The sequence below is a fragment of the Streptomyces sp. NPDC096176 genome, from assembly GCF_044763255.1.
In the GTDB taxonomy this organism is placed as follows: domain Bacteria; phylum Actinomycetota; class Actinomycetes; order Streptomycetales; family Streptomycetaceae; genus Streptomyces.
Window position 1 is genome coordinate 317,179 of sequence record NZ_JBIWFV010000008.1, and the last position, 24,134, is coordinate 341,312.

At 72.3% G+C, this 24,134-nt stretch carries 25 protein-coding genes; 9 read left to right on the forward strand and 16 right to left on the reverse strand.

Annotation, left to right across the window (positions count from 1 at the left end):
• Window positions 1-124 precede the first annotated feature (124 nt).
• The 3 genes from ACIQ7Q_RS23825 to ACIQ7Q_RS23835 all read left to right on the forward strand — a co-directional run bounded on the left by ACIQ7Q_RS23825 (window position 125) and on the right by ACIQ7Q_RS23835 (window position 3,564).
• Window positions 125-1,042, forward strand: coding sequence for a CoA transferase subunit A (locus ACIQ7Q_RS23825; protein ID WP_403865837.1), 918 nt, complete (start codon window positions 125-127; stop codon window positions 1,040-1,042).
• A gap of 44 nt (window positions 1,043-1,086) precedes the next feature.
• Entirely contained in the window at window positions 1,087-1,854 is a 768-nt protein-coding gene (locus ACIQ7Q_RS23830) for a CoA-transferase subunit beta (RefSeq protein ID WP_403865840.1), read from the forward strand.
• A 174-nt stretch (window positions 1,855-2,028) separates the two neighbouring features.
• Complete coding sequence (locus ACIQ7Q_RS23835; RefSeq protein ID WP_403865578.1) at window positions 2,029-3,564, forward strand: 3-hydroxyacyl-CoA dehydrogenase; 1,536 nt, start codon at window positions 2,029-2,031, stop codon at window positions 3,562-3,564.
• Window positions 3,565-3,596: 32 nt separating this feature from the next.
• On the opposite strand, the gene ACIQ7Q_RS23840 is transcribed toward ACIQ7Q_RS23835, so the two are convergent.
• The 5 genes from ACIQ7Q_RS23840 to ACIQ7Q_RS23860 all read right to left on the reverse strand — a co-directional run bounded on the left by ACIQ7Q_RS23840 (window position 3,597) and on the right by ACIQ7Q_RS23860 (window position 9,113).
• Window positions 3,597-4,868, reverse strand: a complete 1,272-nt coding sequence (locus ACIQ7Q_RS23840; RefSeq protein WP_403865581.1) for an ROK family protein — start codon at window positions 4,866-4,868, stop codon at window positions 3,597-3,599.
• Between the two features lie 340 nt (window positions 4,869-5,208).
• Window positions 5,209-6,669: an FAD-dependent monooxygenase gene (locus ACIQ7Q_RS23845; RefSeq protein ID WP_403865584.1), complete on the reverse strand. Its 1,461-nt coding sequence runs from the start codon at window positions 6,667-6,669 to the stop codon at window positions 5,209-5,211.
• Window positions 6,666-7,853, reverse strand: coding sequence for an MAB_1171c family putative transporter (locus ACIQ7Q_RS23850; RefSeq protein WP_403865587.1), 1,188 nt, complete (start codon window positions 7,851-7,853; stop codon window positions 6,666-6,668). Before ACIQ7Q_RS23850 ends, ACIQ7Q_RS23845 begins: the two co-directional genes overlap by 4 nt.
• A 3-nt stretch (window positions 7,854-7,856) precedes the next feature.
• Window positions 7,857-8,387 (reverse strand): toxin-antitoxin system, toxin component, encoded by a 531-nt coding sequence (locus ACIQ7Q_RS23855; protein WP_403865843.1) that lies wholly within the window; start codon window positions 8,385-8,387, stop codon window positions 7,857-7,859.
• A 78-nt stretch (window positions 8,388-8,465) separates the two neighbouring features.
• Window positions 8,466-9,113, reverse strand: a complete 648-nt coding sequence (locus ACIQ7Q_RS23860) for a helix-turn-helix domain-containing protein (protein WP_403865590.1) — start codon at window positions 9,111-9,113, stop codon at window positions 8,466-8,468.
• A gap of 258 nt (window positions 9,114-9,371) precedes the next feature.
• Here ACIQ7Q_RS23860 and ACIQ7Q_RS23865 point away from each other — a divergent pair, with 258 nt between their 5' ends.
• Window positions 9,372-10,454 (forward strand): helix-turn-helix domain-containing protein, encoded by a 1,083-nt coding sequence (locus tag ACIQ7Q_RS23865; RefSeq protein ID WP_403865593.1) that lies wholly within the window; start codon window positions 9,372-9,374, stop codon window positions 10,452-10,454.
• A 71-nt stretch (window positions 10,455-10,525) separates the two neighbouring features.
• Here ACIQ7Q_RS23865 and ACIQ7Q_RS23870 read toward each other — a convergent pair whose 3' ends face one another.
• The 3 genes from ACIQ7Q_RS23870 to ACIQ7Q_RS23880 are packed head-to-tail and all read right to left on the reverse strand — an operon-like array spanning window position 10,526 to window position 11,811.
• Window positions 10,526-10,819, reverse strand: coding sequence for a hypothetical protein (locus ACIQ7Q_RS23870; RefSeq protein WP_403865595.1), 294 nt, complete (start codon window positions 10,817-10,819; stop codon window positions 10,526-10,528).
• 60 nt (window positions 10,820-10,879) lie between these two features.
• Window positions 10,880-11,305: a hypothetical protein gene (locus tag ACIQ7Q_RS23875; RefSeq protein ID WP_403865598.1), complete on the reverse strand. Its 426-nt coding sequence runs from the start codon at window positions 11,303-11,305 to the stop codon at window positions 10,880-10,882.
• Window positions 11,296-11,811, reverse strand: a complete 516-nt coding sequence (locus ACIQ7Q_RS23880; protein WP_403865601.1) for an ATP-binding protein — start codon at window positions 11,809-11,811, stop codon at window positions 11,296-11,298. Before ACIQ7Q_RS23880 ends, ACIQ7Q_RS23875 begins: the two co-directional genes overlap by 10 nt.
• A gap of 95 nt (window positions 11,812-11,906) precedes the next feature.
• Here ACIQ7Q_RS23880 and ACIQ7Q_RS23885 point away from each other — a divergent pair, with 95 nt between their 5' ends.
• Window positions 11,907-12,767 carry a helix-turn-helix domain-containing protein gene (locus tag ACIQ7Q_RS23885; RefSeq protein ID WP_403865604.1) on the forward strand — a complete coding sequence of 287 codons (861 nt, stop codon included), beginning with the start codon at window positions 11,907-11,909 and terminating at the stop codon, window positions 12,765-12,767.
• The gene (locus ACIQ7Q_RS23890; protein ID WP_403865607.1) at window positions 12,768-13,004 is read left to right on the forward strand and encodes a DUF397 domain-containing protein; all 237 of its coding nucleotides are present in this window, start codon (window positions 12,768-12,770) and stop codon (window positions 13,002-13,004) included. It begins immediately after the preceding gene.
• Here the strand turns inward: ACIQ7Q_RS23890 and ACIQ7Q_RS23895 are convergent.
• Genes ACIQ7Q_RS23895 through ACIQ7Q_RS23910 form a run of 4 tightly spaced genes read right to left on the reverse strand, consistent with a single transcriptional unit; the run spans window position 12,997 to window position 18,810 of the window.
• On the reverse strand, window positions 12,997-14,904 hold the full coding sequence (locus ACIQ7Q_RS23895) for a M64 family metallopeptidase (RefSeq protein WP_403865610.1): 1,908 nt from the start codon (window positions 14,902-14,904) through the stop codon (window positions 12,997-12,999). The two genes, ACIQ7Q_RS23890 and ACIQ7Q_RS23895, sit on opposite strands and share 8 nt — an antisense overlap.
• Before the next feature lie 23 nt (window positions 14,905-14,927).
• On the reverse strand, window positions 14,928-16,100 hold the full coding sequence (locus ACIQ7Q_RS23900; RefSeq protein ID WP_403865613.1) for an anhydro-N-acetylmuramic acid kinase: 1,173 nt from the start codon (window positions 16,098-16,100) through the stop codon (window positions 14,928-14,930).
• On the reverse strand, window positions 16,097-17,392 hold the full coding sequence (locus tag ACIQ7Q_RS23905; RefSeq protein WP_403865616.1) for an MFS transporter: 1,296 nt from the start codon (window positions 17,390-17,392) through the stop codon (window positions 16,097-16,099). Before ACIQ7Q_RS23905 ends, ACIQ7Q_RS23900 begins: the two co-directional genes overlap by 4 nt.
• Window positions 17,389-18,810, reverse strand: a complete 1,422-nt coding sequence (locus ACIQ7Q_RS23910) for a glycosyltransferase 87 family protein (RefSeq protein WP_403865846.1) — start codon at window positions 18,808-18,810, stop codon at window positions 17,389-17,391. Before ACIQ7Q_RS23910 ends, ACIQ7Q_RS23905 begins: the two co-directional genes overlap by 4 nt.
• Window positions 18,811-18,932: 122 nt before the next feature.
• Here ACIQ7Q_RS23910 and ACIQ7Q_RS23915 point away from each other — a divergent pair, with 122 nt between their 5' ends.
• From ACIQ7Q_RS23915 to ACIQ7Q_RS23925, 3 genes are all read left to right on the forward strand, one after another.
• A complete protein-coding gene (locus tag ACIQ7Q_RS23915; RefSeq protein ID WP_403865619.1) occupies window positions 18,933-20,078 on the forward strand; it encodes a molybdopterin-dependent oxidoreductase in 1,146 nt (381 codons plus the stop codon).
• Window positions 20,078-20,530 carry a hypothetical protein gene (locus ACIQ7Q_RS23920; RefSeq protein ID WP_403865622.1) on the forward strand — a complete coding sequence of 151 codons (453 nt, stop codon included), beginning with the start codon at window positions 20,078-20,080 and terminating at the stop codon, window positions 20,528-20,530. Before ACIQ7Q_RS23915 ends, ACIQ7Q_RS23920 begins: the two co-directional genes overlap by 1 nt.
• 194 nt (window positions 20,531-20,724) lie before the next feature.
• Window positions 20,725-20,904 (forward strand): hypothetical protein, encoded by a 180-nt coding sequence (locus ACIQ7Q_RS23925; protein WP_403865625.1) that lies wholly within the window; start codon window positions 20,725-20,727, stop codon window positions 20,902-20,904.
• 82 nt (window positions 20,905-20,986) lie between these two features.
• Here ACIQ7Q_RS23925 and ACIQ7Q_RS23930 read toward each other — a convergent pair whose 3' ends face one another.
• The 4 genes from ACIQ7Q_RS23930 to ACIQ7Q_RS23945 are packed head-to-tail and all read right to left on the reverse strand — an operon-like array spanning window position 20,987 to window position 24,013.
• Window positions 20,987-21,637 carry a class I SAM-dependent methyltransferase gene (locus tag ACIQ7Q_RS23930; RefSeq protein WP_403865627.1) on the reverse strand — a complete coding sequence of 217 codons (651 nt, stop codon included), beginning with the start codon at window positions 21,635-21,637 and terminating at the stop codon, window positions 20,987-20,989.
• Window positions 21,634-22,281 carry a DUF2064 domain-containing protein gene (locus ACIQ7Q_RS23935; RefSeq protein ID WP_403865629.1) on the reverse strand — a complete coding sequence of 216 codons (648 nt, stop codon included), beginning with the start codon at window positions 22,279-22,281 and terminating at the stop codon, window positions 21,634-21,636. The genes ACIQ7Q_RS23930 and ACIQ7Q_RS23935 overlap by 4 nt, the downstream gene beginning before the upstream one ends.
• Complete coding sequence (locus ACIQ7Q_RS23940; protein ID WP_403865632.1) at window positions 22,278-22,964, reverse strand: glycosyltransferase family 2 protein; 687 nt, start codon at window positions 22,962-22,964, stop codon at window positions 22,278-22,280. Before ACIQ7Q_RS23940 ends, ACIQ7Q_RS23935 begins: the two co-directional genes overlap by 4 nt.
• Complete coding sequence (locus tag ACIQ7Q_RS23945) at window positions 22,958-24,013, reverse strand: NAD-dependent epimerase/dehydratase family protein (protein WP_403865635.1); 1,056 nt, start codon at window positions 24,011-24,013, stop codon at window positions 22,958-22,960. Before ACIQ7Q_RS23945 ends, ACIQ7Q_RS23940 begins: the two co-directional genes overlap by 7 nt.
• Window positions 24,014-24,134: the final 121 nt, after the last annotated feature.

Below are 24,134 nucleotides of genomic sequence, written 5' to 3' on the forward strand. Positions count from 1 at the left end.
CGTTCTGTTCCGTCCGGATTCCGCTGGACGCCGTGTCTTTTTCGTTCAGCGTCTCAATGCGACCTTAATTCGGTATTGGACAGTAATCAATGCTGCTGGCAGCGTGTGCGCCGTGGACAAGACCATGACGATGAAGGACGCGATCGCCGCCTTCGTGCACGACGGCGACACGGTGTCCCTCGAAGGCTTCACCCATCTCATTCCGACGGCCGCCGGACACGAGATCATCCGGCAGGAGCGCAAGGACCTCACGGTGGTCCGGATGACGGCGGACATCGTGGTGGACCAGCTGCTCGCCGGCGGCTGCGTCACCAAGCTCGTCTCCTCCTTCGTGGGCAACTCCTCCGCCGGCTCGCTGGGAGAACTACGGCGCCGGATCGAGCGGGCGGACCCCGAGCCGCTGGCCTTCGAGGAGTACAGCCACTACGGCATGATCTGCCGCTACCTCGCGGGCGCCCAGCGGCTGCCCTTCTATCCGCTGCGCTCCTACGCCGGCAGTGACCTCCCGTCGGTCAACCCCGGCATCCGCAAGGTCACCTCCCCCTACCCGGGCCCCGACGGCTCCGCCGAGCAGATCTACGTCGTGCCGCCGGTCAACCCGGATGTGACGATCATTCACGCGCAGCGCGCCGACCGCTCGGGAAACACCCAGGTCTGGGGCCTCACCGGAGTCCAGGCCGAGGCCGTCTACGCCGCCGGGAAGGCGGTGGTCGTGGTCGAGGAGATCGTCGAGGACGAAGTCGTCCGCTCCGACCCCAACCGCACCATCATCCCCTCTCACGCCGTGGACGCCGTCGTGGCGTGCCCGCGCGGAGCCCACCCGTCCTTCGCGCAGGGCTACTACGACCGGGACAACGCCTTCTACCGGGGCTGGTCGCACATCAGCAAGGATCCCGAGCGGTTGCGGGACTGGATGGACGAGTGGATCCACGGCACCCGCGACCACGCCGAATACGTCGCCAAGCAGGGCGAGGACTTCTGGGCCGGCCTGGCCGTCGGCGAAGCGATGAGTGTGCCCGTCAACTACGGACGGCGGCTGTGAGCACATCGACACGAGTGGACGGACCGACCGACCGGGAGAAGGACATGACCGCCGCCACCGCGACATCCTCGGAGCTTCTCTCCGCCGTCGCCTCCCGCGAACTCGCCGGGAAACGAACCGTCTTCGCCGGGATCGGCCTGCCCACCCTGGCCGCCTCCCTCGCACACCTCACCGTCGCGCCCAGCCTCGAGATCGTCTACGAGTCCGGCGTCTGCGGTGCCCACCCCTCGCATCTGCCCGAGACGATCGCCGACGCGGTCCTCATCACCGGCGCAGAGGCCGTCCTTTCCATGCCCACCCTCTTCGGCTCCGTACTCCAAGGCGGCCACATCGACGTCGGCTTCCTCGGCGCCGCCCAGATCGACCGCCACGGCAACCTCAACTCCTCGGTCATCGGCGGCTGGGACAAACCGAAGGTCCGGCTCCCCGGTTCGGGCGGCGCCATGGAGGTCATGGCCAACTCCCGCGAGGTGTTCGTGGTGATGCGCCGCCACGACCCGCGTTCCTTCATGGCCGAACTCGACTTCTGCACCTCGCCCGGACCCGACCGCGCGCTCGCCGACGGCATCACGCCGCTCGGCGCGGGTGTCACCCGCGTCATCACCGACCTGGGCATCCTCGCCCGCCCGGGTGTGGGGGAGGAACTGCGGCTCGTGGCCGTGCACCCGGGCGTCACCGTCGACCAGGTCCGCGCCGCCACGGGTTGGGACCTGCAGGCCGCCGACGAGGTCACCACCATCGAGCCGCCGACCGCGGCGGAACTGCGGCTGCTGCGCGAGGACGTGGACCCGGGCCGCGTCTACCTGCGCTGAAGCACCACCGAGGGACGCGTTGCCACGGACGCGGACGCCGCCGGCGAGACCGCGTTCCCGACGGGTGCGGCCAGTGTGCGCAGCCGCGTCCCGACGGGCGGGGCCAGTGTGCCGAGCCGCGTCCCGACGGGCGCTGAGACCGTGCGACCGAACACGACAGACGAGGGACACCGAATGCGCATCAGAGTCGTCGGGGCCGGGGTCATGGGGCGTGGCATCGCCCAATGGGCCGCGACCGCGGGACACACCGTCGAACTGGCCGACGCCCGGCAGGAGTCCGTGCACGAAGCCGTCGGCTTCATCGCCGGGATGCTCGACCGCGCGGTCGAGAAGGGCCGCCTCGGCGCCTCGGCCGCCGAGGCCGCGGTCAAGCGGCTGGTGCCGCTGGAGTCACCACTGGCTCCCGGCGACGCGGTGGACCTCGTCATCGAGGCCGTCCTGGAGGACTTGGCGGTCAAGACGGATCTGCTCACGGGCTTGGAGAAGGTGCTGCCGGCCTCGGTGGTCTTCGCGACCAACACCTCCTCGCTGTCCGTCACCCGGATCGCGGCACAGCTGGCGGACCCGACGCGCGTGGCAGGGCTTCACTTCTTCAACCCCGTGCCGCTGATGAGGATCGCCGAGGTGATCCCCGGTGCCGCCACTCGCCCCGACCTCGTGCCCCTCCTCGTCGAACTCGTGAAGAGCGGCGGACACCGCGCTGTCGTTGTCGCCGACACCCCCGGCTTCCTCGTCAACCACGCGGGGCGAGGGCTGATCACCGAGGCGCTCGCCCTCCTGGAGGAGGACATCGCCGACGTGGCCGGCATCGACCGGATCGCCCGCGACGTGCTCGGGCTGCGCATGGGCCCGTTCGAACTCACCGACCTCACCGGACTGGACGTCACCGCCTCGGTCATCGACACCGTCTGGCAGGGCTTCCGCCACTCCGACCGTCTGCGTCCCTCCTATCTCACACCGAACCGGGTGGCCGCCGGCCTGCTCGGCAGAAAGACCGGTCGCGGCTTCTTCGACTACGGGTCCGATGCACCCGGTGTCCCCGCCGAGGCGCCCGTCACCGGTGACGCCGCCCGAGCCGTCCACGTGCCCGGTGACACACCGGACGCCCGGGAGCTGCGCCGCGTGCTCCGCGCCGCCGGAGGCGTGCTCGACCCGGCTCCGGGAGCCGCCGACACGACCCTGGTGCTCGTGCCGGTCTGGGGAACCACCGTCGCGGCGGCCGTCGCGGGCTTCGGCCTGCCGCCGGGGCGGACTCTTGGCGTCGACCCGCTCTCCCTCACCACCCGCCGCCGGGTGCTGGCCATGACCCCGGCCTCGGACCAGGACGCGGTGCGCGACGCACGTGCCGTACTGGCCCGGCCGGTCGGCACCGGGCAGCGGCCCGCCGTCTCCGTCGTACGCGACACGGCCGGCTCCGTCGCCCAGCGGTTGCTCGCCTCCGTCGTCTCGGTCGCCGCCTCCATCGCAGAACGTGCCATCGCCACGCCCGCCGACATCGACCTCGCCGTCACCGCCGGTCTCGGGTATCCGCACGGACCCCTCGCGTGGGGCGACCGGATCGGCGGCGGCCGCATGCTCGCCCTGCACCGGGCGCTGCACGAGACCACCGGCGACCCGCGCCACCGGCCCACCCGTTGGATCACGGAGCGCGCACAACTGGGCCTGCCGCTCACCGAACCGGGCACCCGGCCCCCGCACGCGGCCGGCTGACCCGCCCACGCCGCGCAGGGGCGCCGGCGGCGTCAGTGCGGGGTGCGCGGCGCGTACGCCACCGGGTCGGCGAGGACGTCCTGGACGACGAGGGCCGCCGCGCCGCGGGCGGCGTCCGCGGCGGGGGAGGAGGCCCGGAGGCGGGAACCGGCGGCCCGCCACAGGCCGGAGACCACACGGGTCTCGAGCTCCGCGTCCGCCGGTGGAGCCAGCCATGTCACGAGCCGGCGGTAGATGCCGCCCAGCACGACAGCGTCCGGGTCGAAGAGATTCACCGCGCCGGACAGTACGCGGCCGAGCGCGGTGCCCGCCCCGGCGAGTGCCGCGAGCGCCGCGTCGTCACCCGCGCGTGCGCGGCGCTCCAGCTCGGCGACGCCCGCGGCACCGGCGTGTTCGTCGAGACCGGCGGCGCGCAGCAGCGCCGACTGGCCCGCGTACTGCTCCAGACAGCCGCGTGAACCACAGCGGCACAGGGGGCCGTCGTCAAAGACGCAGACGTGACCGATCTCGCCGGCGAACCCGTTGACCCCGCGCAGCAGTTCGCCGCCCAGCACCAGTGCGCCGCCGACGCCGATCTCGCCCGTCAGGTACAGGAAGCTGCGGGCCTCCCCGAGGCCGCCGAACCACAGCTCGGCCAGCGCCGCCAGATTCGCCTCGTTCTCCGAGCGGACCGCCATCGCGGGCAGCCCGGGCCGCAGCGCGGCGAGCGCCTCGGCGAACGGAGCCGCCGCGGCCACCGCGGTCCACCCGAGGTTGGGCGCCTGGCACACCGTGCCGTCGGAGACGAGACCTGGCAGGGCCAGCGCCGCGCCGACCGGCCGCAGGTCCTGTTCGGCGGCGGACGCGAGCGCCCGCGCGGCGATCCGGGCGGCGCGGCCGAAGACCTCCTCGGGCGCCGAACCCCGGTTGTCCAAGTGCTCGACGAGCCGAACCCGGTCGGTGCCGGCCAGGTCGACGACGCAGACGGAGACGAAGTCGACGTTGATCTCGACGCCGATGCCCGCGAGGCCGGTGCGAGCGACCTTCAAAACGGTGCCCGGTCGCCCCGCCTGGCCGCTGAACGTCTTGCCGGACTCGGACAGGAAGCCGCTCTCCAGCAGCTGTTCGACCAGCGAGGAGACGGCGGCACGGGTCAGTCCCACGCGCACGGAGACGCCGGCCCGGGTCGCCTCGCCTTGGTCGCGGACCGCCCGCAGGACCAGGCTGAGGTTGTGCCGTCGCACCGTCTCCCGGTCCGCCTTCGGCTCGAGCGGCGTCCGGCGGGCCGTGTGGCCGCCGAGCCCGCGTGATGGATTGCCGTTCATATTGCCGCCGAGCCTAGGCGATGCGGGGGCCCCGCCGCCGGTTGATCCCCGGGGCTCCGCCCCGGGCGCCCCGCGCCTCGACGCGCGCCCTCGTCGGGGTTCCGCCCCGAACCCCCGCGCCTTGATCTCCTCCTGCGGCTTGGCGGCGGCCGTGGGAGGTACCACCGGCGAGGCTGGATGTGCCGGGCAGAAACCCCGAGGGCACAGCACGGAGCCGCGTTGCGAGGCCCGGGGCCGCCCCGCAATGCGGCCCAGCCGCACGTCGGCACCGAGGGGAAGGGGCGGGGTCGGGGAAACGCCCCGTGCAGCGGTCACGCACGCACCCGCCGCGCCCCGAACCTCATGCGTCCGCCGGGTCGGCCTCCCGCTCGCCGCGGCGCTCGTTCGCGACCCGCAGCTCGTCGTCGCTCAGCGGCGGACCCTGCAGCGGCGGCAGCTTCGGCCCGCGCAGCACCGCCAGCGCGACCTCCGGCCGAAGCAGCGAACTCGTCGGCGCGGACAGCGTCATCACGTCGAACAGGGCCTTGGCGACGAGGGGCCGGCCCGTCGCCGTCAGCATCAGCCGGTCGACGTAACTCCGCAGCACCTTCGCCGCGATGCCGGGGTCCTTGCCGATCGCGCCGGGATAGAGGATGTCCTGGCCGGTGGCCAGGTCCCACGCCGTGCCGACCGGCCCGGCGAGCGACCGCTGCACCCGGCGGGCCAGTCCCGGCGACGCCACGCCGTGCGCGGCCAGTGCCCGGCGCAGCGCGAGGACGCCCTGGGCGGCGACCGACATCCCGTGCCCGTAGACGGGGTTGTAGGTGGCCACCGCGTCACCGACCGCCACGAAGCCCTCCGGCCAGTCGGCGGCCTTCTCGTAGTAGCGCCGCCGGTTGACGGTGCTGCGGGAGACGACGACCTCGGTCAGCGGCTCCGCGCGGGCGATGAGCTCGCCCACGATGGGATGCCGGACGGAGCGGGCGAAGTCCTCGAACTCGTCGGCGGCGTTCGTCGGCTGCCCGCCGCGGGTGCCGGACAAGGTCACCAGCCAGCGCCGGCCCTCGAGGGGCACGATGGTGGCGGTGCAGCCGGGTCGCGGCTCACGGGCGTCGGCCTGCACGTTGACGACGGGGTACTCGTCGGAGCCGTCGGGGGCGCGGAAGATCCTGCTCGCGTACGCGAGGCCCGAGTCGACCTTCTCCTCGCGCACCTTGGGCAGCCCCAGCGACCGCAGCCATTCCGGGGCGCGCGAGCCGCGTCCGCTCGCGTCGACGACCAGGTCTGCGGCGAGCACCCGCTCGTCCCCCGCCTCGCCGCGCAGCCGTACGCCGTCGACGATCCCGGAGTTGCCCTCGAGGCCCAGCAGCTCGGTGCGCTCGAGGACGACGATCCGCGGATCGGTGACGATCTGTTCCCGTACGACCCAGTCGAGCAGGTCCCGGCTGCACGCGATGACGAACTGCATTTCCGGGAAGCGCCGGAACCAGCCGTGTGCCGACATCGACACCAGCCCGGTGGGCAGCGGGATACGGCGGGCGCCCGCAGCGAGCCAGCGGTCGGTGGTGCCCGGCAGGAGCGACTCGATCGCCCGCGCGCCGCCGGACCACAACAGATGGGCGTGGTGGGCCTGGGGCAGGCTCCTGCGCGGCCGCGGCCCCTCGGGGAGGGTGTCGCGGTCGACGACCGTGACCTGGTCGACGTACTCGCGGAGCACACCGGCCGCCAGCATGCCGACCAGGCCGCCGCCGATCACGACGGCTCTGCGGGCCGTGGCCCGGCCGTATCTCAGAGGATCGCTGCTCAGAGGGTCGCTGCTCATGGGGTGCCGCTCTCCGACCTTGCCGCACGCGTGCGCGCTGCTTCGACGACGGGTGAATGACGCAGCGCGAGGGACATCCGTACGAGATCGCGCGGTCCCTCGGCTGTCGCGGATGGGTAAAGCTCGGCCGACTTCATGATCTGTCCTTCGGGGTCGGCGGCCCGGGCCCGCAGGGCGTCGGCGACCATGGCCGCGTCCGCCACCGCCTGGGCCTGCCGCGGGGCGGCGCCGGCGGCGACGGCCCGGTCGTAGGACCGGGCACGCAGCTCCCGGTCGAAGTACGGGCCGAGCTGCAGTATCCCGTCGTGGATGTCGGACTCGCGCTGCGTGACGCGCAGTTCGACGGGGGAGAACAGCGAGATCCGTACGGAGGGCGTGGCCTGGGGAGAAGCGGTGCGCAGCTCGCGCCAGAGGGTGCCCAGGCGGCGGTACGAGGCCCAGGCGTGCCAGGTGTCCGACATGCGCTGGCCGATGAGCGGCAGGATGAAGCCGACGGCGCTCAGTAGTGCCCCGACCGAGGCGAGCGGCGGCGCGGCCAGGGTGGAGAGCGCGTCCCAGTCCAGGCCCGCCCAGCGGGCGAAGACGGCGGAGAACTTGCTCACCCCGTAGGCGAGGTTGAACAGCGAGCCGATGACGATGATCACCAGTCCGCCGCGCAGCCAGCTGCTGACCTTCAGGGACCAGCGCCAGCACAGTGCGGTCATGCCCACGGCCGCCACGCTGTGGGCGACGAGGTAGAGCACGATCATTTCGCGGATGTACGGCGTCGTGGCGTAGTGCGTGTCCAGGTCCCGCAGCCGTTCGACGGGGGCCTCGCCCAGCATGAACAGGACGAGCAGGGCCACGACGACCACGCTGTAGGCGCCGATCCAGCGGCGGGAGATCCGCCGGGTCTCCGCGGGCGGCCCGCCGCGCCAGTTGACGAGCAGTACCAGGCAGGACGCGCTGAACGCGGTCAGGATGCAGTAGACCAGTGGCGCGGAGAAGTTGGGTACGCCGGTGATGCGGTTGACGGCGGCGATGGTGGGCGGAGCGGCGAAGAAGAACGTGGACGCGCCGAGGACCAGCAGGGCGCAGACGGAGCGGAGCAGCGGGTCGCGCCAGTCGCGCCGCATCCCCGGGATTTTGAACGCGAGTGCGAATCCCAGAGCGGCGGCGGGTATGTAGTAGTCCGGACCTTCCACGCCTCAGCCCTGTGGCCCGCGATATCCCAAGGACGCCTCGATACGGCCCGCGAGTCCGTCGCGCCGCACCGGCCCGCGACCGGTCGCACCGGCGAGCCAGGCCCGGCACTTGCTGCCCAGAAGCAGCCCGAAGCTCTCCGCCTGGTTCTCTTCTTCCTGGTCGAAGCGGGTACGTGCGGCGACCCTGAGAACGGTGGCCTGGAGATCGGCTTCGTCGGACAACAGCCGTGCGGCGACGGCCGCGCCCTCGACGTGGTGGCTGCAGTGCCCGGCGTTCATGTGCCACAGCTCATGGCCGAGGATCACCAGCTGGTGGTCGGGGGCGGTGCGCTCCTCGATGACGACGAGGTCCTGTTCCGCCATGTCGAGCCACAGGCCACTGGCGGTGCCCGGCGGGAAGGCGGCCATGCGGTAGCGGACGGGCCTGCCACGCCGTTTGCTCATGCCCTCGCACAGGGCGGTGTAGAGGTCGGCCGGGTCCGCGGGGGCAGGCAGATCGATTCCGCCGACCAACTCGCCGCACAGCCGGCGCATCTCCTTGCCTATGCTCACCGCTCTCCTCTCCCCGTCAGAACCTGTTGAGACACGTACAAAAGGAAATCTGTCCGGAAATCAGCGCTCTCCGGAGGTGCCCGGCCCCGGCTTCACGCTCTCCAGGAGCATGTCGAGCCACTCGGTCACCTTGTCCCGGTGCTTGTCCGTCGGCAGTTGGGCCGCGCGCCACGCGATCCCGCGCACGCCGTGGTCCTGCAGCAGCCGCTCGAGCGGGTCGCCGTCGCCGGCGAAGTCCTGAAGCAGACTCTGCTCGGTGCGCTGAAGGGCGCTGTCGAGCGCGTCGGCGTCGTCGGCGGTCAGGAAGCCGGCATGCACCTTGAAGAAGCGCTGAATCGCGTCACAGTGCTCCATCGTCGGTCGGCGGTCCCCGTTGATCAGGGCGCCGGCCTGCTGACGGGACATGCCCGCTCCGTCGGCGATCTCCTGCTGGGTGTACCGGCGGCCGTTGGGCTTGAGCCGGGTGCTGCGCAGCAGGTCGAAGCGCTGCAAGAAGCGTGCCTGCAGGTCCGGTTCGCCTGCCGGCCGTCCGTCGAGGAGGGCACGCACGACGTCGGTGGGCACTCCCGAGGCCTCGGACAGATTGTGGACGTCGAAGACCTCGCCATGGCTCATTCCGAGCTTGTCCGCAAGTTCGGAGACCCGGGCAATCGATGCCGCCAGAGGGCCTGTGGCCGTCGGACCCGGAACCGAGAAGCCGTCTGTCACCAGTAGGTCTCCTAGATCACGCGAGGTGGCCCCGCATCCTGAGGGGCTGCCCGGAGGTTAACCCTTTCGGGCCATGGCAGCCAGGTCTTGCCACAGCTGTGGCGCGAATTATGCGCTCAGTCGCGCTGAATGCCACGATAGTTGACATCTTCCGGTCGGCGGTAGCAGGATCGCCACACGGGGTGAAGATCCAAAGGGGCGTCGCCGCGGCAGGACTTGCAAGACTTGCGAGAAGCTTCGAGAAGGGTGGCGTTCTCGATGACACACGAGGCGGGCGTCGAACGTCCAAGTGGTCCAGGGCGCCTGAGCTGCGCCGGAGGCACACGGGTCGCGGCCCGTACGAAGCGGCTCGGCGACGCGCTCAAGCGGCGTCGCGAGGAGCTGGGCCTGAGCCTCGAGGACGTGGCGGTCCGTCTCGGCATCGCCGCCTATGTGTACGCCACTTGGGAGCGCACGCCCGGCCGCGAGTGGTCGGAGAACACGCTCTGCGCCCTGATCGACGCCCTGGAGCTGAACGACCAGCAGCGCGGCCGCCTGCTGCGCCTCGCCGTCGACCGGGACACGCCGACGGTGCAGCGCGGCACCTCCGAGTGGAACGCTCCCGTCCGGCCGTCCGGACCGGTACCGCCGTCGGGACCGCCGGGCCGACCCGCGCCCGCCCGTCCCACCGCGCCCGTCCAGCCGCCGGTGCCCGTACGGCCGCCCGAGCCGCAGCAGCCCGCGCAGCCGGCCGACTCCGTCGACTCCGCGACGGCCGCGTACCTGCGCGACTACGCCGCGATGATGGACGCGGTGCCGCTGCCGTCCGTGCTCTTCGACCGGCGCTGGGACGTCGCCCACAGCAACCCCGCGTTCGATGCGCTGTTCCGTGGCATCAGGCCGCACGCCACCGCCATGCCGCAGCAGAACTTCCTGCGGTTCGCACTGTTCCACCCCGACGCGCGCACGGTCCTCGTCGAGCACGAGACGAACTGGTGCCTGCCGCTGATGGCGCAGCTCGCCGCGGCACTCGACAAGCACGGTGACGACGGTGCGCTTCAAGCCATTCGTGACGACATCGCCGACGACCCCATCATGGACGCCGCCTACCGGTGCGGCCTGTCGCACTGGATGAGCACGGTGGGTGCCCTCGCGATCCACCACGACGGGGCGGTGCGGCCGGTGAACCACCCCGACCCGCGCTGGGGCCGCACCGACTGCCGGATCATCGACGAGACGCCGACGACCTTGCAGGCCAAGGGATTCACCCGGATGACGCTGGTCCTGCGCGAGAACCACTCGGCCGCGGTGCCGGGCGGCGTCCGCGGCAAGTCCCATCTGCGAGCGGTCTCCAGCGGTTGACCCGGTGGCCCGTCCGGTCCCCGATCCGCCCGGCGGACCTCGGACGGGTCTGATCTGCCCGGACTGCGCACCTACCGCAGCGACGCCACGGCCCATTCCGCCACGACGGCCACCGCGACGCCCACGCCCAGCACCAGCGTTGCCCACCGTGTGCGCCCCGCGCGGCTGAGGACCAGTGCGCTGCCGGACAGGATCAGCGCGATGCCGTAGAAGCCCACGGTGAGCACCGAGTGGGTACTGCCCAGTCGCAGCACCAGCGTTGCCGCCACGGCGATCATGATGGCGGCCGAGAGGGCTATGCGAACACGACGGGCCTGGCGCGGTGTGAGGCCCTGCCGCTCGGGGCCCGTATTGGCTTCTGACATGGGCAGAAGCCTATCCGGCGGATCGTCGCGCAGCCCGGCGGACCCCGTGGTCCGAACCGCTCACCGCCGTGCCGCGCCGCCCGCGCCGGCCGGCCACAGCGGCGCCGTGCCGGTGAGCTGACATGCCATCAGGTAAAGCGGAATCGGCGGCGTGTAGACGCTCGGCCCCTCGGGCCGGAGGATGAGCCGGGCGTCGGGGGCCGGCACCCGCGCACCGCGGGCGTAGTGGGAAGGGAGTGGCCAGGTCAGATCCAGGTCCGAGCCGGCCGGAACGAGCCACCACCACCAGTTGCTGTCGGCGAAGACGCAGCCGTTGCTCGGCGTGCGGCCGAGCAGGCGGAACCCGTAGCGCGCCGGGACGCCGACGGCGTCGCACCCGAGATCGGCGCTGAGGCCGACCGGCACGTCGAGCCGGGTGAGCCGGTCGGCGTGGTCGCGGCGAACGCCCCGCGAGAGGAGCGTCGGCAGGGTCCTCGTCACGGCCATTCCCGGGTCAACGGCGTTTCTTCCGGGGTGGTTCGGGCTTCCCGGGGCAGCTCCGCCCAGACGACACGGCCGGTGCCCGGCGCGGCGTCGTGTGTGCCCCACGCACAACTGACCGTTTCGACGAGCAGCAGCCCGCGTCCGCGTTCGCCCTCCGCTCCGCGGCAGACCTGCGGTCCGGTCGGAGTGGTGCCCTGGTCCTGCACGGTGATGCGCAACCGGTCGGCCCCGGAAAGGAGTTCGCAGGCGACCAGGTGGCCACCCGTGTGCACGATGGCGTTGGTGAACAGCTCGGAGACGACAAGCAGCGCCGTGTCGTGAGGGTCTCCCTCCACGCCCCAGCTCTCCAGCCGTGCGGACGTCAGCTTTCTCGCCCGTGAGACCTGTTCGACGCGCGCCGGCAACTCGAAGGCGTACCGGTGGGGTTCGGGCTCCGTGTGGGGTGCCAGGAGCTCGGTGGCGAGCGCGTCACGGTTCACGCGACCACTCTCCCGCCGCACCAACCACATTGGCAAGCCCCACTATGAATAATTCAGAGTGGGCATATTCATTCGCCGGGGCCCGTGGCACACTGCTCGCACACAGCACGTGGGGAGGTCTCGAAGTGAGTGAACCGCGGTCCGCCCCCACCGTGGGGCAGGTCGTCCTCGGCAAGCGCCTGCAGCATCTGCGGGAGCAGGCCGGTCTGAAGCGTGAGGAAGCGGCGAAGGTGCTGCGCGTCGCCCCCGGCACCATCCGCAGGATGGAGACGGCCGAGGTCGCGCTGAAGATCCCCTATGTGCAGCTGCTGCTGGGCGCCTACGGGATCGCCGACGCGGAGGCTCGCGGTTTCGTCGAGCTGGCCGAGGAGGCCAACAGGCCGGGCTGGTGGCAGCGTTTCCACGACGTTCTGCCGAACTGGTTCAGCATGTACGTCAGTTTGGAGGGCGCGGCAAGCCTCATCCGTGCGTATGAACCCCACTTCGTGCCCGGCCTGCTGCAGACCGAGGACTACGCCCGGGCGATCATGCTCGGCGGAGCGATCGGCCACACCGAAGCGGCTGACATCGAACGACATGTGGCGCTGCGCATGGAGCGCCAGTCCCTGTTGACCCGGCCCGACGCCCCCAAGCTCTGGGTGATCATGGACGAGACGGTGCTGCGCCGTCCCGTCGGTGGACCGGGCGTGATGAAGGCCCAGATCGACAAGCTGCTCGAGGGTGCGCGACTGCCCAACGTCACCCTGCAGGTCGCGGAGTTCGCGGCCGGTCACCATCCCGGCACCTACGGGCCGTTCGTGCTCTTCCGGTTCGCCGTGCCCGAGCTCCCGGACATGGTCTACAGCGAGTACCTGACCGGTGCCGTCTATCTCGACGCGCGCCCCGAGGTCGCCACGCACCTCGAGGTCATGGACCGCATGGCGGCCCAGGCCGCGTCGGTGCAACGTACGAAGGAGATCCTCGACGATCTCCGCAAGGAGCTGTGAATGGAACGCATATACAACGGCATGCCGGCCGCCGAGCTGGGTGAGGAGGGCTGGCACAAGCCATGGAGCGGCGGCAACGGCGGCAACTGCGTCGAAACCATGAAACTGGCCGACGGCAGGGTCGCGGTGCGCCAGTCCGCGGACCCCGACGGACCGGCCCTGATCTACACCTCCGGTGAGATCGAGGCGTTCATACAGGGAGCGAAGTCCGGCAAGGCGGACTTCCTCGTCAACTGACCTGCTGTCGCGGGGGCAGCAGCGTCACCAGGAAGCTCTTGGCAGCGGACACGTTCCCTGCGGAGTCGACCGTCCGGTACTCGATCGTGTGAGTGCCGTAGTCCGGCGTCGCGTCGTCCCAGGGCACCACCCTGGGCGTGCCGAGCTTGCCGTACACCAGGTCGTCGATCACCGTGCCGCCGGGCGTGAAGCGGTAGGGCGCGTCGGCGTCGGTCGGCCAGCCGTAGTACGTCTGCCATCCGTCGCCGTCGACCCGGACCTCGCTCACCGGATGGCCCTCGTGGTCGTCGCGGGCGGTCAGCTTCATCGTGAACGGGCCGTCGTACACGTACTCCACGGGCCTGCCGGGCCGGTGGACCGTGCGCAGCGGCTCGGACAGTTCGTACGTCCCCTTCGCCGGGGAGGCGTCCACGGTCCAGGCCAGCGAGGCCTTCGTACCGGGGATGCGGGCGGTCAGTTCATGGGTCCCGGGCCGCAGGCGCAGCGCGCCGAGGTCCAGGTCGCGGTCGTTGCCCGGATTGGCCACGGGACGGCCGTCGACCGCCCAGCGCACTGCCACGCGGCGGTGGGCGGGGTGGGTGGTGTCCGCGTGGACGACCGTCTCGGCGCCGACCGGGGCGCCGGTGTCCGTGTGCCCCGTGAAGGAGGGGGCCACGGTGTCCGGGGGAGTGGTGACGGAGCTGTCCACCGTCCAGGACACACTGCGGGTCAGTGCGGAGGAGGACCGGATCGCCGGGTCGCGGACGAACGGCGTGGGATCGGTGACGGTCGCCGTCAGCGTGTGCGTGCCGTGCCCCAGCCCGAGCCGGCGCAGATCCACCGTGCGCGCGTCACCGGCAGTACGGAGCCGCTTGCCGTCCAGCCGCCAGACGACGTCGAGTTCGCCCCCGACCGGATGCAGTGTGTCCACCCACACCGTGCGGTCGTCGCCGATGGTTGCGGTGTTCGGCGTGTGGTCTGCGACCAGGTTCACCTTCGCGGAGATCCTCTGCACCATGATCTCGCGTTCGACCTGGTCGAAGGGGTAGCCGAGCGTCTTCATCATCGAGTGCCTGCTGGGCCGCCACACGCCCTTGGTGCTGTACATCCCGCCTTCATGGCGGCCGATGACACCGCCGGACTCGCTCTCCTCGCCCAGCCAGCGCCACCACTTGGCGCGCTGCTGCCGCATCTGGTCCTCGGTGAGCAGCGTGTGGTGCGCGGAGGCGGGTTCGCCGCCGGTGTACGTGCCGCCGGGGACGCCGCGTGCGTAGTAGTCGTACTCGTCCTGGAGCTTGCCCAGTGAGTGGCCGATCTCGTGCGGCGTGATCAGTGACGAGAGTGCGTTGCCGCCGGACGCGGTGGCATAAGTGCCTCCGGCGCCGCCGTACGTGTCGCTGTTGGCGAGCGCCACGATCTGCCGGTTGGCGTCGGCCGTACCGGGCACCAGGTCCGCGAGCGCGGTCGCCGCGCCGCTGTCGACGGTGAGCAGCCGCTGGACGCTGTCGGCGTTGCACCCGCCCCAGAAGCCCATGCCGAGCGGTGTGTCGCGGCGGGGGGCGTCGAGGCCGGGATCGCAGTCCACACCGGAGTCGGCCGACGGCAGTTCGACCGCCCACACGTTGACGTACGAGCGGTAGGACGCGAACGGCTCCGTGGACCAGAGCACGTTCAGATGCTTGTCCACGTCCGCCCGGAAGTCGGGCATCTCCCGCGCGGTGTAGCCGTCGCCGAGCACCACGAGATTGAAGCGCTTGTCCGCGGGCCCTGTGGTCTGCACCGGCACGACGGTCGCCGCGTCGGTCACGCGGACCTCCGCCCGCGCGGGCGCGGTACCCGTGCCGAGAAGGAGGACGGACAGGACAGCGCTCGCAGTGGCGAGAAGGGCCGCCCGGCGGCCCGGAGAACCGGCTGAGGTCATGGTGATGCAGCGTACGACTCTCATCAACGGTGAGTAAAGATGAGGGAGTTGGCCGTGTGCTTCGAGGGGGGAGGGAGAACCAGCGGCCGGTTGCCCGGGGTGAGAGAACCGAGCACCCGCGCCTCACGCGCTCCGGTGCACGCGGGCACGGTCCCGGCCAGGCCGTGCACCGCCAGAAACCCCAGCACCGCGAACGCGTACGCCTCCTTGGCCGCCGCCGGCACACCCAGCTCGTCCGAGGTGCGCAGTGGTGTACCGGCCAGCTCGGCACGGAGCGTCGACATCAGGGCGGGGTTGCGTGTGCCGCCGCCGGAGGCGATGACCTCGCTCGCGCCGAGCGGGCGCACGGCGTCCGCGACGGTGCGCGCGGTGAGCCGGGTCAGTGTGGCGACCACGTCCTCGGCCGCGAGAGCCTCGAAGCCGGACAGCGCGGCACGCAGATGGTCAGCGTGGAACAGCTCCTTGCCGGTGGTCTTCGGTGGCGGCAGTCGGTAGTACGGCTCGCGGAGCAGGCGTTCGAGGAGCGGTGCGTGCACCTGTCCGGCCGCTGCCAGGGCTCCGTCCTCGTCGTACACCGCCCGGCCACCGGTCAAGTCCGTGACGGCCGCGTCGATCAGCGCGTTCGCGGGCCCCGTGTCGAAAGCGACCGGATCGCCCGACGCGCCCGCCGCCGTGACGTTGGCGATCCCGCCGAGATTGAGTGCCACCGGCACCCCCGGCCGTCCGCGCAGCCACAACACGTCCACCAGGCTCACGAGCGGGGCGCCCTGGCCGCCCGCCGCGACGTCCCGCGGACGGAAGTCGGCGACGACCGGGCAGCCCGTCGCCTCCGCGATCCACGCGGGCTGCCCCAGCTGAAGTGTGCCGTGAACGCGCCCGTCCTCCACCCAGTGGTACACCGTCTGACCGTGCGAGGCGATCAGCTCGGCGCGGCCCGCGCAGAGTTCGCGGTCGGCACGGACTGCTGCCGCCGCGAAGGCCTGTCCTATGCGGGTGTCGAGCCGGCACACCTGCGCCATTGTTGTCGCGGCGGGCGGCAGCGCCGCCGCCAACGCGGCCCGCAACTCGTCGTCGTATCTCTCGCCGAGCATGCCGAGCGGAGTGACGACCAGAGTGCCGTCCACCAGGGCGATGTCGGCCGCCGCAGCGTCGATCGCGTCGAACGACGTCCCCGACATCAGCCCGACAACCCTCATCGCAGCGCCCTGCGGTGGTCGTCGCCGCGCAGTGTGAGCAGCGCGAACACACTGACCGCGCATGTCGCGGCGGCGTAGTAGGCGGGGATGTCGACATTGTCCGTACGCTTGATCAGCTCCGTGATGATGAGCCCCGCGCACCCCGAGAAGACCGCGTTGGACAGCGAGTACGCGAGACCGAGACCCGTGCAGCGCACCGACGTCGGGAACATCTCGGCGAGCATCGCGGGCCCCGGCCCTGCCAGCAGGCCCACCACGGCTCCGGCGGCGAAGACGGCGGCCCCCTTCGCCGCAGTCGAAGTGCCCGCGTCCTGAAGGAGGTTCATCAGCGGCAGCGCCAGCAGCACGACGAGCACCGCCCCCGTCAGCATCACCGTGCGCCGGCCGATCCGGTCACTTGTCAGGCCCGCCGGGATGATCGACGCGGCGAAGCCCAGGTTGGCCAGGACCGTGGCGATCAGCGCCTCCTGGAACGAGGCGTTCAGAGCCGACTGCAGGTAGGAAGGCAGCACCACCAGGAAGGTGTAGCCCGCCGCCGCCCAGCCCATGATCCGCCCCGCACCGAGCAGGATCGCCCTGACCACCTCGGCAGTGGGCGGCGGCGCCACCGGCTCCGCGTCGGCCTTGCGGAAGACGGGCGTCTCCTCGAGCCGCAGCCGCAGCCACAGGGCGACCGCACCCAGCGGCAGGGTCAGCAGGAACGGCAGCCGCCAGCCCCAGTCGTTGAGCGCGCCCTCCGAGAGCACCGTCGCCAGCACCGCCGCGACGCCCGCGCCGCCGAGCAGCCCGAGCGCCACCGTGAACGACTGCCACGCCCCGTACAGACCGCGCCTGCCGGGCGGCGCGAACTCCGTCATCAGCGACACCGCGCCCCCGAACTCGCCGCCGGCGGACAGACCTTGGAGGATCCGCAACAAGGTGAGCAGCCACGGCGCGGCCGCGCCGGCGGTGGCGTACGTGGGCAGCAGTCCGATCAGGGTGGTGGCCAGCGTCATCAGGCCGATGACCAGGATCAGTGTCGGCCGGCGTCCGATCCGGTCGCCGAACCGGCCGAACAGCGCCGCCCCCACGGGCCGGAAGAAGAACGCGAGCGCGAACGACGCGTAGGTCTTCACCAGCCCCTCGACGTCACTGCCGCCCTCGGGTGTGAAGAAGTTCGCGGCGATGATCGTGGCGAAGTAGCCGTAGACACCGAACTCGTACCACTCGACGAAATTGCCGACGGAACCGGCAACCAGGGCACGACGGGAACGTGTCCGCGGGACGTCGGACCGTGCGGCGGAAGTGGTCATTCCTCCTTCCTGCCCACGGCGGCCCGCCCGGACTCACTCCCCGGCACGGCCACCACCGCTGCGGCCGGCGGCAGCGCCGCGCGGGACCGCCGCACCACACAACCCACGAGCACCGCCGCCGCCGCGAGCGCGTACGCCGTCGTGCCCACAGTCCCCCCGTCCGCGTCCAGGTGGACCGTCACGTACTTCGCCGCACCCGCCGCGGCCACCCCCAGCCACTCCCACCGTCCGTCGAGCGCGGCCAGCGCCACCAGCAGCAGCGCGTACCAGGAATAGCCCGGCGTCATCAGCAGGAACGCCGTCCCCGTCACCAGCAGCGCCCCGCTCCAGGGCCGCTCCGGATTGCCGCGCCGGAGCACGTACACCGCGACCGCCACCATGACCGCCACCACTGCCGGCAGCGCCCACGAGTCGGGCAGCACCAGGCGCAGCAGGGCGTAGCGGTTACGCGCGGACGGATCGGCGTAGCCCTCCTCCTGCGTGTAGCCACTCAGATAGCCGAGCACCGAACTGCTCGCGAACAGCATGTGCCCCGCGTACGTCACCGCCACGACGGCCGCGGCCGGCAGCAGCACGGCCGCGGCGTCCCGCCACCGGCGCACACCGGACAGAGCGCCCGGCAGCACCACCGCGGGCAGCAGCTTCGTCGCCACCGCCGCCCCCAGCAGCACCCCGCCCCCGACACGCGCCCGCGCCACCACCGCAAGACCCGCGACCGCCAGCAGCACACCCATCACATCGGCGTGCGCGTTGTTCACCGCCTCGATCGGGACCGCCGGGCACCACGCCCAGTACGCGGCCGCCCGTGGATCACCGCGCCTGCGCAGGACGAGCACGAGCGTGACCGTGGTGCCGAGCGCGAGCAGCGCACCGCCCGCCTGCAGTGCCTTGTGCCGGGCGTCCTCGGGGGAGAGCGTGTGCACGAGCAGGAAGTAGCCCTGTGCCACCGGCGGGTAGATCGTGTGGACCCGCGGCCGGTTGATGCGCGTGCAGTGCACCTCGCCTCGGGGCCCGGCGATCCGCGCACGTTCGGGCAGCTCGCAGGCCGTGCCGGTCGGAAAGAGCCAGTCGTCGCGCAGACCGGCGAGCGCGGGATCGGAGGGCGCACTGTCGTACGGCGAGATCCCGGCCGCCTGCACCCGGCCGTCCCAGGCGTAGCGGTACGAGTCGGTGCTGGTCCGCGGGGGTGCGAGGAGCCCGGTCGCCGCGACCGCGACCCCGCCCGCCAGGATCAGCGCCACCGCATGCCGCACCGGTGCCCCGCGTACGGCGAAGGCCGCCGCGCCGAACAGCGCCCAGCAGGCGGCGTACAGCCACGACAGGCCCGCGGGATCGGTGAGATATCCGTCCTTGAGGACCGTCACGGCGAGCACGGACGTCAGGGCCGCGACGAGCACACCGGCGGTCAGTGAGCGCATGTTGATCACGTGCTCAGCGTCGCAGCCGGCGCCGCCGGAACGGCGCAGACGCCCCCTGACGTCCGTATTCCGTAAGGTGTCGCAGCACCCCGCGCGGTGCCCGGCGGCGTTCTCATGGAGGCATGAGGATTCGACCACCGACCACGGTCCGACCGCCGAGGTTCCAAGGCCGGCTGCATGACGCCCGTACGGCCACCGCCATCGGTCGTTGGCTCGGCGTGGCGATCGCCGTGTGCTTCGTGACCGGTGTGACCAGCCACTATCTGCAACGCCCGCCCGACTGGCTCGCCGACGCGCTGCCCAGCCGGCCCTACTGGGGCTACCGGGTCACCCAGGGACTGCACGTCGCGAGCGGCATCGCGGCGATCCCTCTGCTGCTGGCCAAACTGTGGACGGTGTACCCGAGGCTGTTCGTGTGGCCCCCGCTGCGCTCGGTGCGGCACGCCCTCGAACGGCTCTCCGTGGCCGTGCTGGTCGCGGCGGCCGTCTTCCAGCTGACCACCGGGCTGCTCAACACCGTGCAGTGGTACCCGTGGCCGTTCTCCTTCGTCCCCGTGCACTTCGCCGTGGCCTGGCTGCTGCTGGGCGCCCTCGTCCTGCACATCGCCGTCAAATACCCGCAGATCAAGGCGCACTGGAGCCGGCGCTCCGCCGGGACGCTCGAGCTGCCCGCCGAGGACGGACCCGATCGCCGCTCCCTGCTCACCGGTGTGGCCGCGGCCGTCGGGGCAGTGACCCTGACCACCGTCGGCCAGTCGTTCACACCGCTGAGCCGCCTCGACCTGCTCGCGCCCCGGCACCCCGACCACGGACCGCAGGGCCTGCCCGTCAACCGCACCGCGGCCGCGGCGGGCGTGAGCGGGATGCCGCTGACCGACTGGCGGCTCACCGTCACAGGCCCACGGTCGTACGAGCTCGGCCTCGACGAGCTCGCCGCCCTGCCCCAGCACACCGTGACCCTGCCCATCGCCTGCGTCGAAGGCTGGAGCAAATCGGCACGATGGACCGGTGTACGCGTGATGGACCTGTTGGAACTGGCCGGTGCGCGGCCCGGGACGCGCCTGCGGGTCGTGTCGCTGGAACGACGCGGCGCCTACCGCGTGATGGAGATGGGCGGGGGCTACACCGACGACCCGCTGACCCTCCTCGCACTGCGCCTCAACGGGCAGGTGCTCTCCCGGGACCACGGCTTCCCCGCCCGGATCATCGCCCCCAACCGCCCGGGCGTGTGGCAGACCAAGTGGGTCAGCGGGATGGAGGTGCTGTGATGCGTGTTCTCCTCGGTGCCGCGGGCGTCGCACTGATGGCCGTCGGCCTCTCGCTGCTCGCCACCGGCGGGCAGATCAAGGACGTCGCCCTGTGGCTGATCGGGTCGGTCGTCGTGCACGACGCCGTCATCGCCCCGCTGGTGATCGCCACCGGCCTGCTGCTCGCCGTGCTTCCGGCCCGCGGCCTGCTCCGCGGCGCGCTCGTCACGGCCGGCTGCCTGACCCTGATCGCCCTGCCGGTGCTGCTCGCCCCGGGCACTCCGCGCAACCCCTCGGTCCTGCCTCTGGACTACCCGCGCAACTGGCTCCTGTCGCTGGCCGCGGTGGCGGTCATCACCGCCGCCGTGCCGGTGGCGCGACGGCTGCGCGCGAGGCGGTGGCGGCCACGACGGGGCGGACGGCACCAGGGTCCGCCCGCCCCCGGCCCGCCGGACACCCCGCAGGTGCGGTGAGTCGTGGGGCCGTGTCACCGCGGGCGGCTCAAGCGGCTCAGGCGACTCAAGCGGCTGCGAACGGGCGCTCGCGCCGGGCTTCGTGCGGCACGGAGCCCCACCACATCGCCGCGCTCGCGGACGAGCTGACCGTCACGACGGGTGCTTCGTTCACCGACCGGTGGAGACGCTGCCGGGGCTGCCGCGGGCGAACGGTGCGACGCGCCCGGTGCGCCCGGAGGTGGGGGGAGCTTCGGCTCGACCACGAGACGCTCGAGCCGGCGGTCGAGGACGATCAGCGGCTGCTGGTCCACCTGCCGGCGGACGGACCGACCGCCGCGGCCCTCGACACCCGCACGGGCCGCCGGGGCGCGCTGCGGGCGGTCTCCGGCTGAGGCCCCCTGGAGCTCGAGACGCAGGGGGTTCGGGGGGCGGAGCCTCCCAGGGCAACAGCTTCGCAGCGTCACGCGCCGGCCCTCACACCGCCGCCTCCTGCCGCAGTGCCACGAAGTGCCGCCCCGCCGCCTCCCACGTGTCACGGAGGGACCACCCCGTCTCCCGCCCGTACCGCAGGAGTGCCGGCGCGCCCACCCGGGCCCAGGGGAAGGCCGTACCCTGGGCGTCGACGCCGTCGAAGACGCGGACCTGGACGCGTTCGTCGACGTCCAGCGGTGCGGTCTCCACAATCAACTGGCCTTCGGTCGCGACGAGTTCGGCCACGCGGCGCAGTAGTGCCCGCGGATCGCCGCCGATGCCCACGTTGCCGTCGATCAGCAGTGCCGTGTCCCAGCTTCCCTCCCTCGGCAGCGGATCGAACACGGACCGGTGCAGCGCACTGCCCCCGATGCGTACCGTGCGCGCCACCGCCTCGCGGCTCACGTCGATGCCGAGTGCCGTCCGGCCCCGCGCGGCGAGCGCTGCGACGAGGCGGCCGGGGCCGCAGCCGATGTCCAGGACCGAGCGGCCGGTGCGGGACAGGACGGTGGTGTCGGCGGTGTCCGGTTCCGCGCACCAGCGTTCCACCTCCAGCGGCAGCAGCCAGCCGTCGGGGCGCCGCAGGAACAGTGGGCCGCGGCCGGTGCGGAGGGCGTCGGTGTACGGGTCGGCCTGCCAGGCCGGCGCAGTCATCGCGCCCCGGCCCCGGTCGTCGCGGCCAGTGCGTCGGCGAACCGGGTGTGCGGGGCGGCGGCGGCCACGGCACGGGCGTCGTCCGGCGTGTCCACGTCCCGCAGCAGAGGCAGTCCCCGCACCGCCAGTCCGGCGCGCAGGAGTCGCTGCCGTTGCACTGCACCTGTGTCCGGCGTGGACATGGGCACGCCGCGTACCAGTCGGCCGTCCGGCTCGGCCAGTCCCAACGCCCAGAAGCCTCCGTCGTCCGCGGGACCAAGAACGGCCTCCCCCGGTGCCAACTGGAGCCCGCAAGCCAGAAGTTCGGCGGAAACCTGCGGTGTGTCCATTCCGATCAGCAGGGCCGGCCCGTCGCACAGTCCGAACGCCGCGGCCAGTCGCGCGTCCAGCCCGCCGCCGCACTGCGGCACCACGTCGATGCCCGGCGGCAGCCACGCCCCCGGCTCGCCGTCGAGCACAAGGACCCGGCGCCGTGCGGGCGCGGCGAGCACCGCGTCGAGGGTGTCCCGCAGTGCGGCCTCCGCCAGGGCTGCGGCCTCCCGCGGCGAATACACGGGTGTCAGGCGGGTCTTGACCCGGCCCGGCACCGGAGCCTTGGCGATGACGAGCAGCGTTCCGTTCCCCGCACCCCGGCCGCCGTTCATCGCACACCTCCGGCCGCCAGTGAACGCGGCTGCTCCGCGAGCACCGCGCTCATGTCCCGGACGGCGTGCCAGGTGCCCCGCCAGGTACCGGTGACCTTCGACCTGCCCGATCGCGGAAGGTAGGGCACATCCACCTCGGTGATCCGCAGACCCGCGTCACTGGCGCGGACCACCATCTGGAGCGGGTATCCACTGCGGCGGTCCGTCAGGTCGAGCGCCAGCAGGTCCGTGCGGCGCGCCGCACGAAGGGGACCGAGGTCGTGCAGCCGCAGCCCCGTGCGCCGGCGCAGCATTTGGGCGAGCACGAGGTTTCCGGCGCGGGCGTGCGCGGGCCACGCACGGCGTGTCCGGGGGCGGCGCCGCCCGAGCACCATGTCGCTGCCGCCTTCGGCGACCTGCCGCACGAAGCCGGTCAGCAGCCCGGGGTCCAGCGACGCGTCGCAGTCGCAGAAGCACACGTACTCCGCCGCGGAGGCCGCCAGCCCGGCGTGGCACGCGGCCCCGAAGCCCCGCTGCGGCTCGTGGACGACGTGCGCGCCCAGCGTCCGCGCGATCTGGGCCGAGCCGTCCGTCGAGCCGTTGTCGACGACGACGGCCCGCCAGCCGGCCGGGATCCGGGACAGCACCCATGGCAAAGCCTCTGCCTCGTTCAGACAGGGAAGGACGATGTCCGCGCTCAGCACGCCGCACCCCGCAGCCGGCTCGTCGCGAACTCGGCCATGCCCTCGGCGAAGCCGACGCGCGCCTTCCAGCCGAGGTCGGCGCCCAGCCGCCGCGAGTCCGCCGTGATGTGCCGAACGTCGCCGAGCCGGAACTCGCCGGTGACGACCGGCGCCGGCCCGCCGTGAGCCGCAGCGAGCGCCGACGCCATCTCACCGACGGTGTGCGGTGTGCCGCTGCCCGTGTTGTACGTGGTCAGCGTCCCTGTCCCCATGCCGTGGGCCGCCTCGATCGCGATCGCGTTCGCCTCCGCGACGTCCCGTACATGGACGAAGTCCCTGCGCTGGCCGCCGTCCTCGAAGACACGCGGCGCCTCCCCGCGTTCGAGCGCGGACCGGAAGAAGGAGGCGACACCGGCGTAGGGGGTGTCGCGCGGCATCCCCGGCCCGTACACATTGTGGTAGCGCAGGGCGACGGCGCGGCCGCCCGTCGACCGCGCCCACGCGGCCGCCAGGTGCTCCTGCGCCAGCTTTGTCGTGGCGTACACATTGCGCGGGTCGACGGGAGCGTCCTCGCTGACGAGACCGGGTGACAGCTCCTCGCCGCACCGGGGGCACAGGGGCTCGAAGCGGCCGGCCGCGAGGTCCGCGGCGGCGCGTGGTCCGGGCCGCACCCGGCCGTGGCGGTGACAGTCGTAGCGGCCCTCGCCGTAGACGACCATCGATCCGGCGAGGACGAGGTCGGACACGGCGGCCTCCGCCATCGCGGCGAGCAGTACGGCCGTGCCCTGGTCGTTGCAGCTCACGTACTCGGGCGCGTCGGAGAAGCCCGTGCCGAGGCCGACCATGGCCGCCTGATGGCACACGGCCTCCACACCGCGCAGCGCGCCCGCCACTGCCGCCCGGTCCCGTACGTCCGCGTGGAGGCACTCGGCGTCGGGCAGTTGCGGGGGCCCGGGATGGGCCGCGGGGAGCAAGGCGTCGAGCACGACCGGATCGTGGCCTCGCGCGGAGAGCGCCGTGACGATCTGCGAGCCGATGAAGCCCGCGCCACCTGTGACTAGTACACGCATGAGTGCGACGCTACGGCGGGAGAGCCCGCGGATCGCCGGTCCGCGCCGTGGCGTCACAGGTACGTAAGGAGTGCGTTGCTCCGTACGGGGCCCTCGGCGGCGCTACCGGCCCGACACGTCA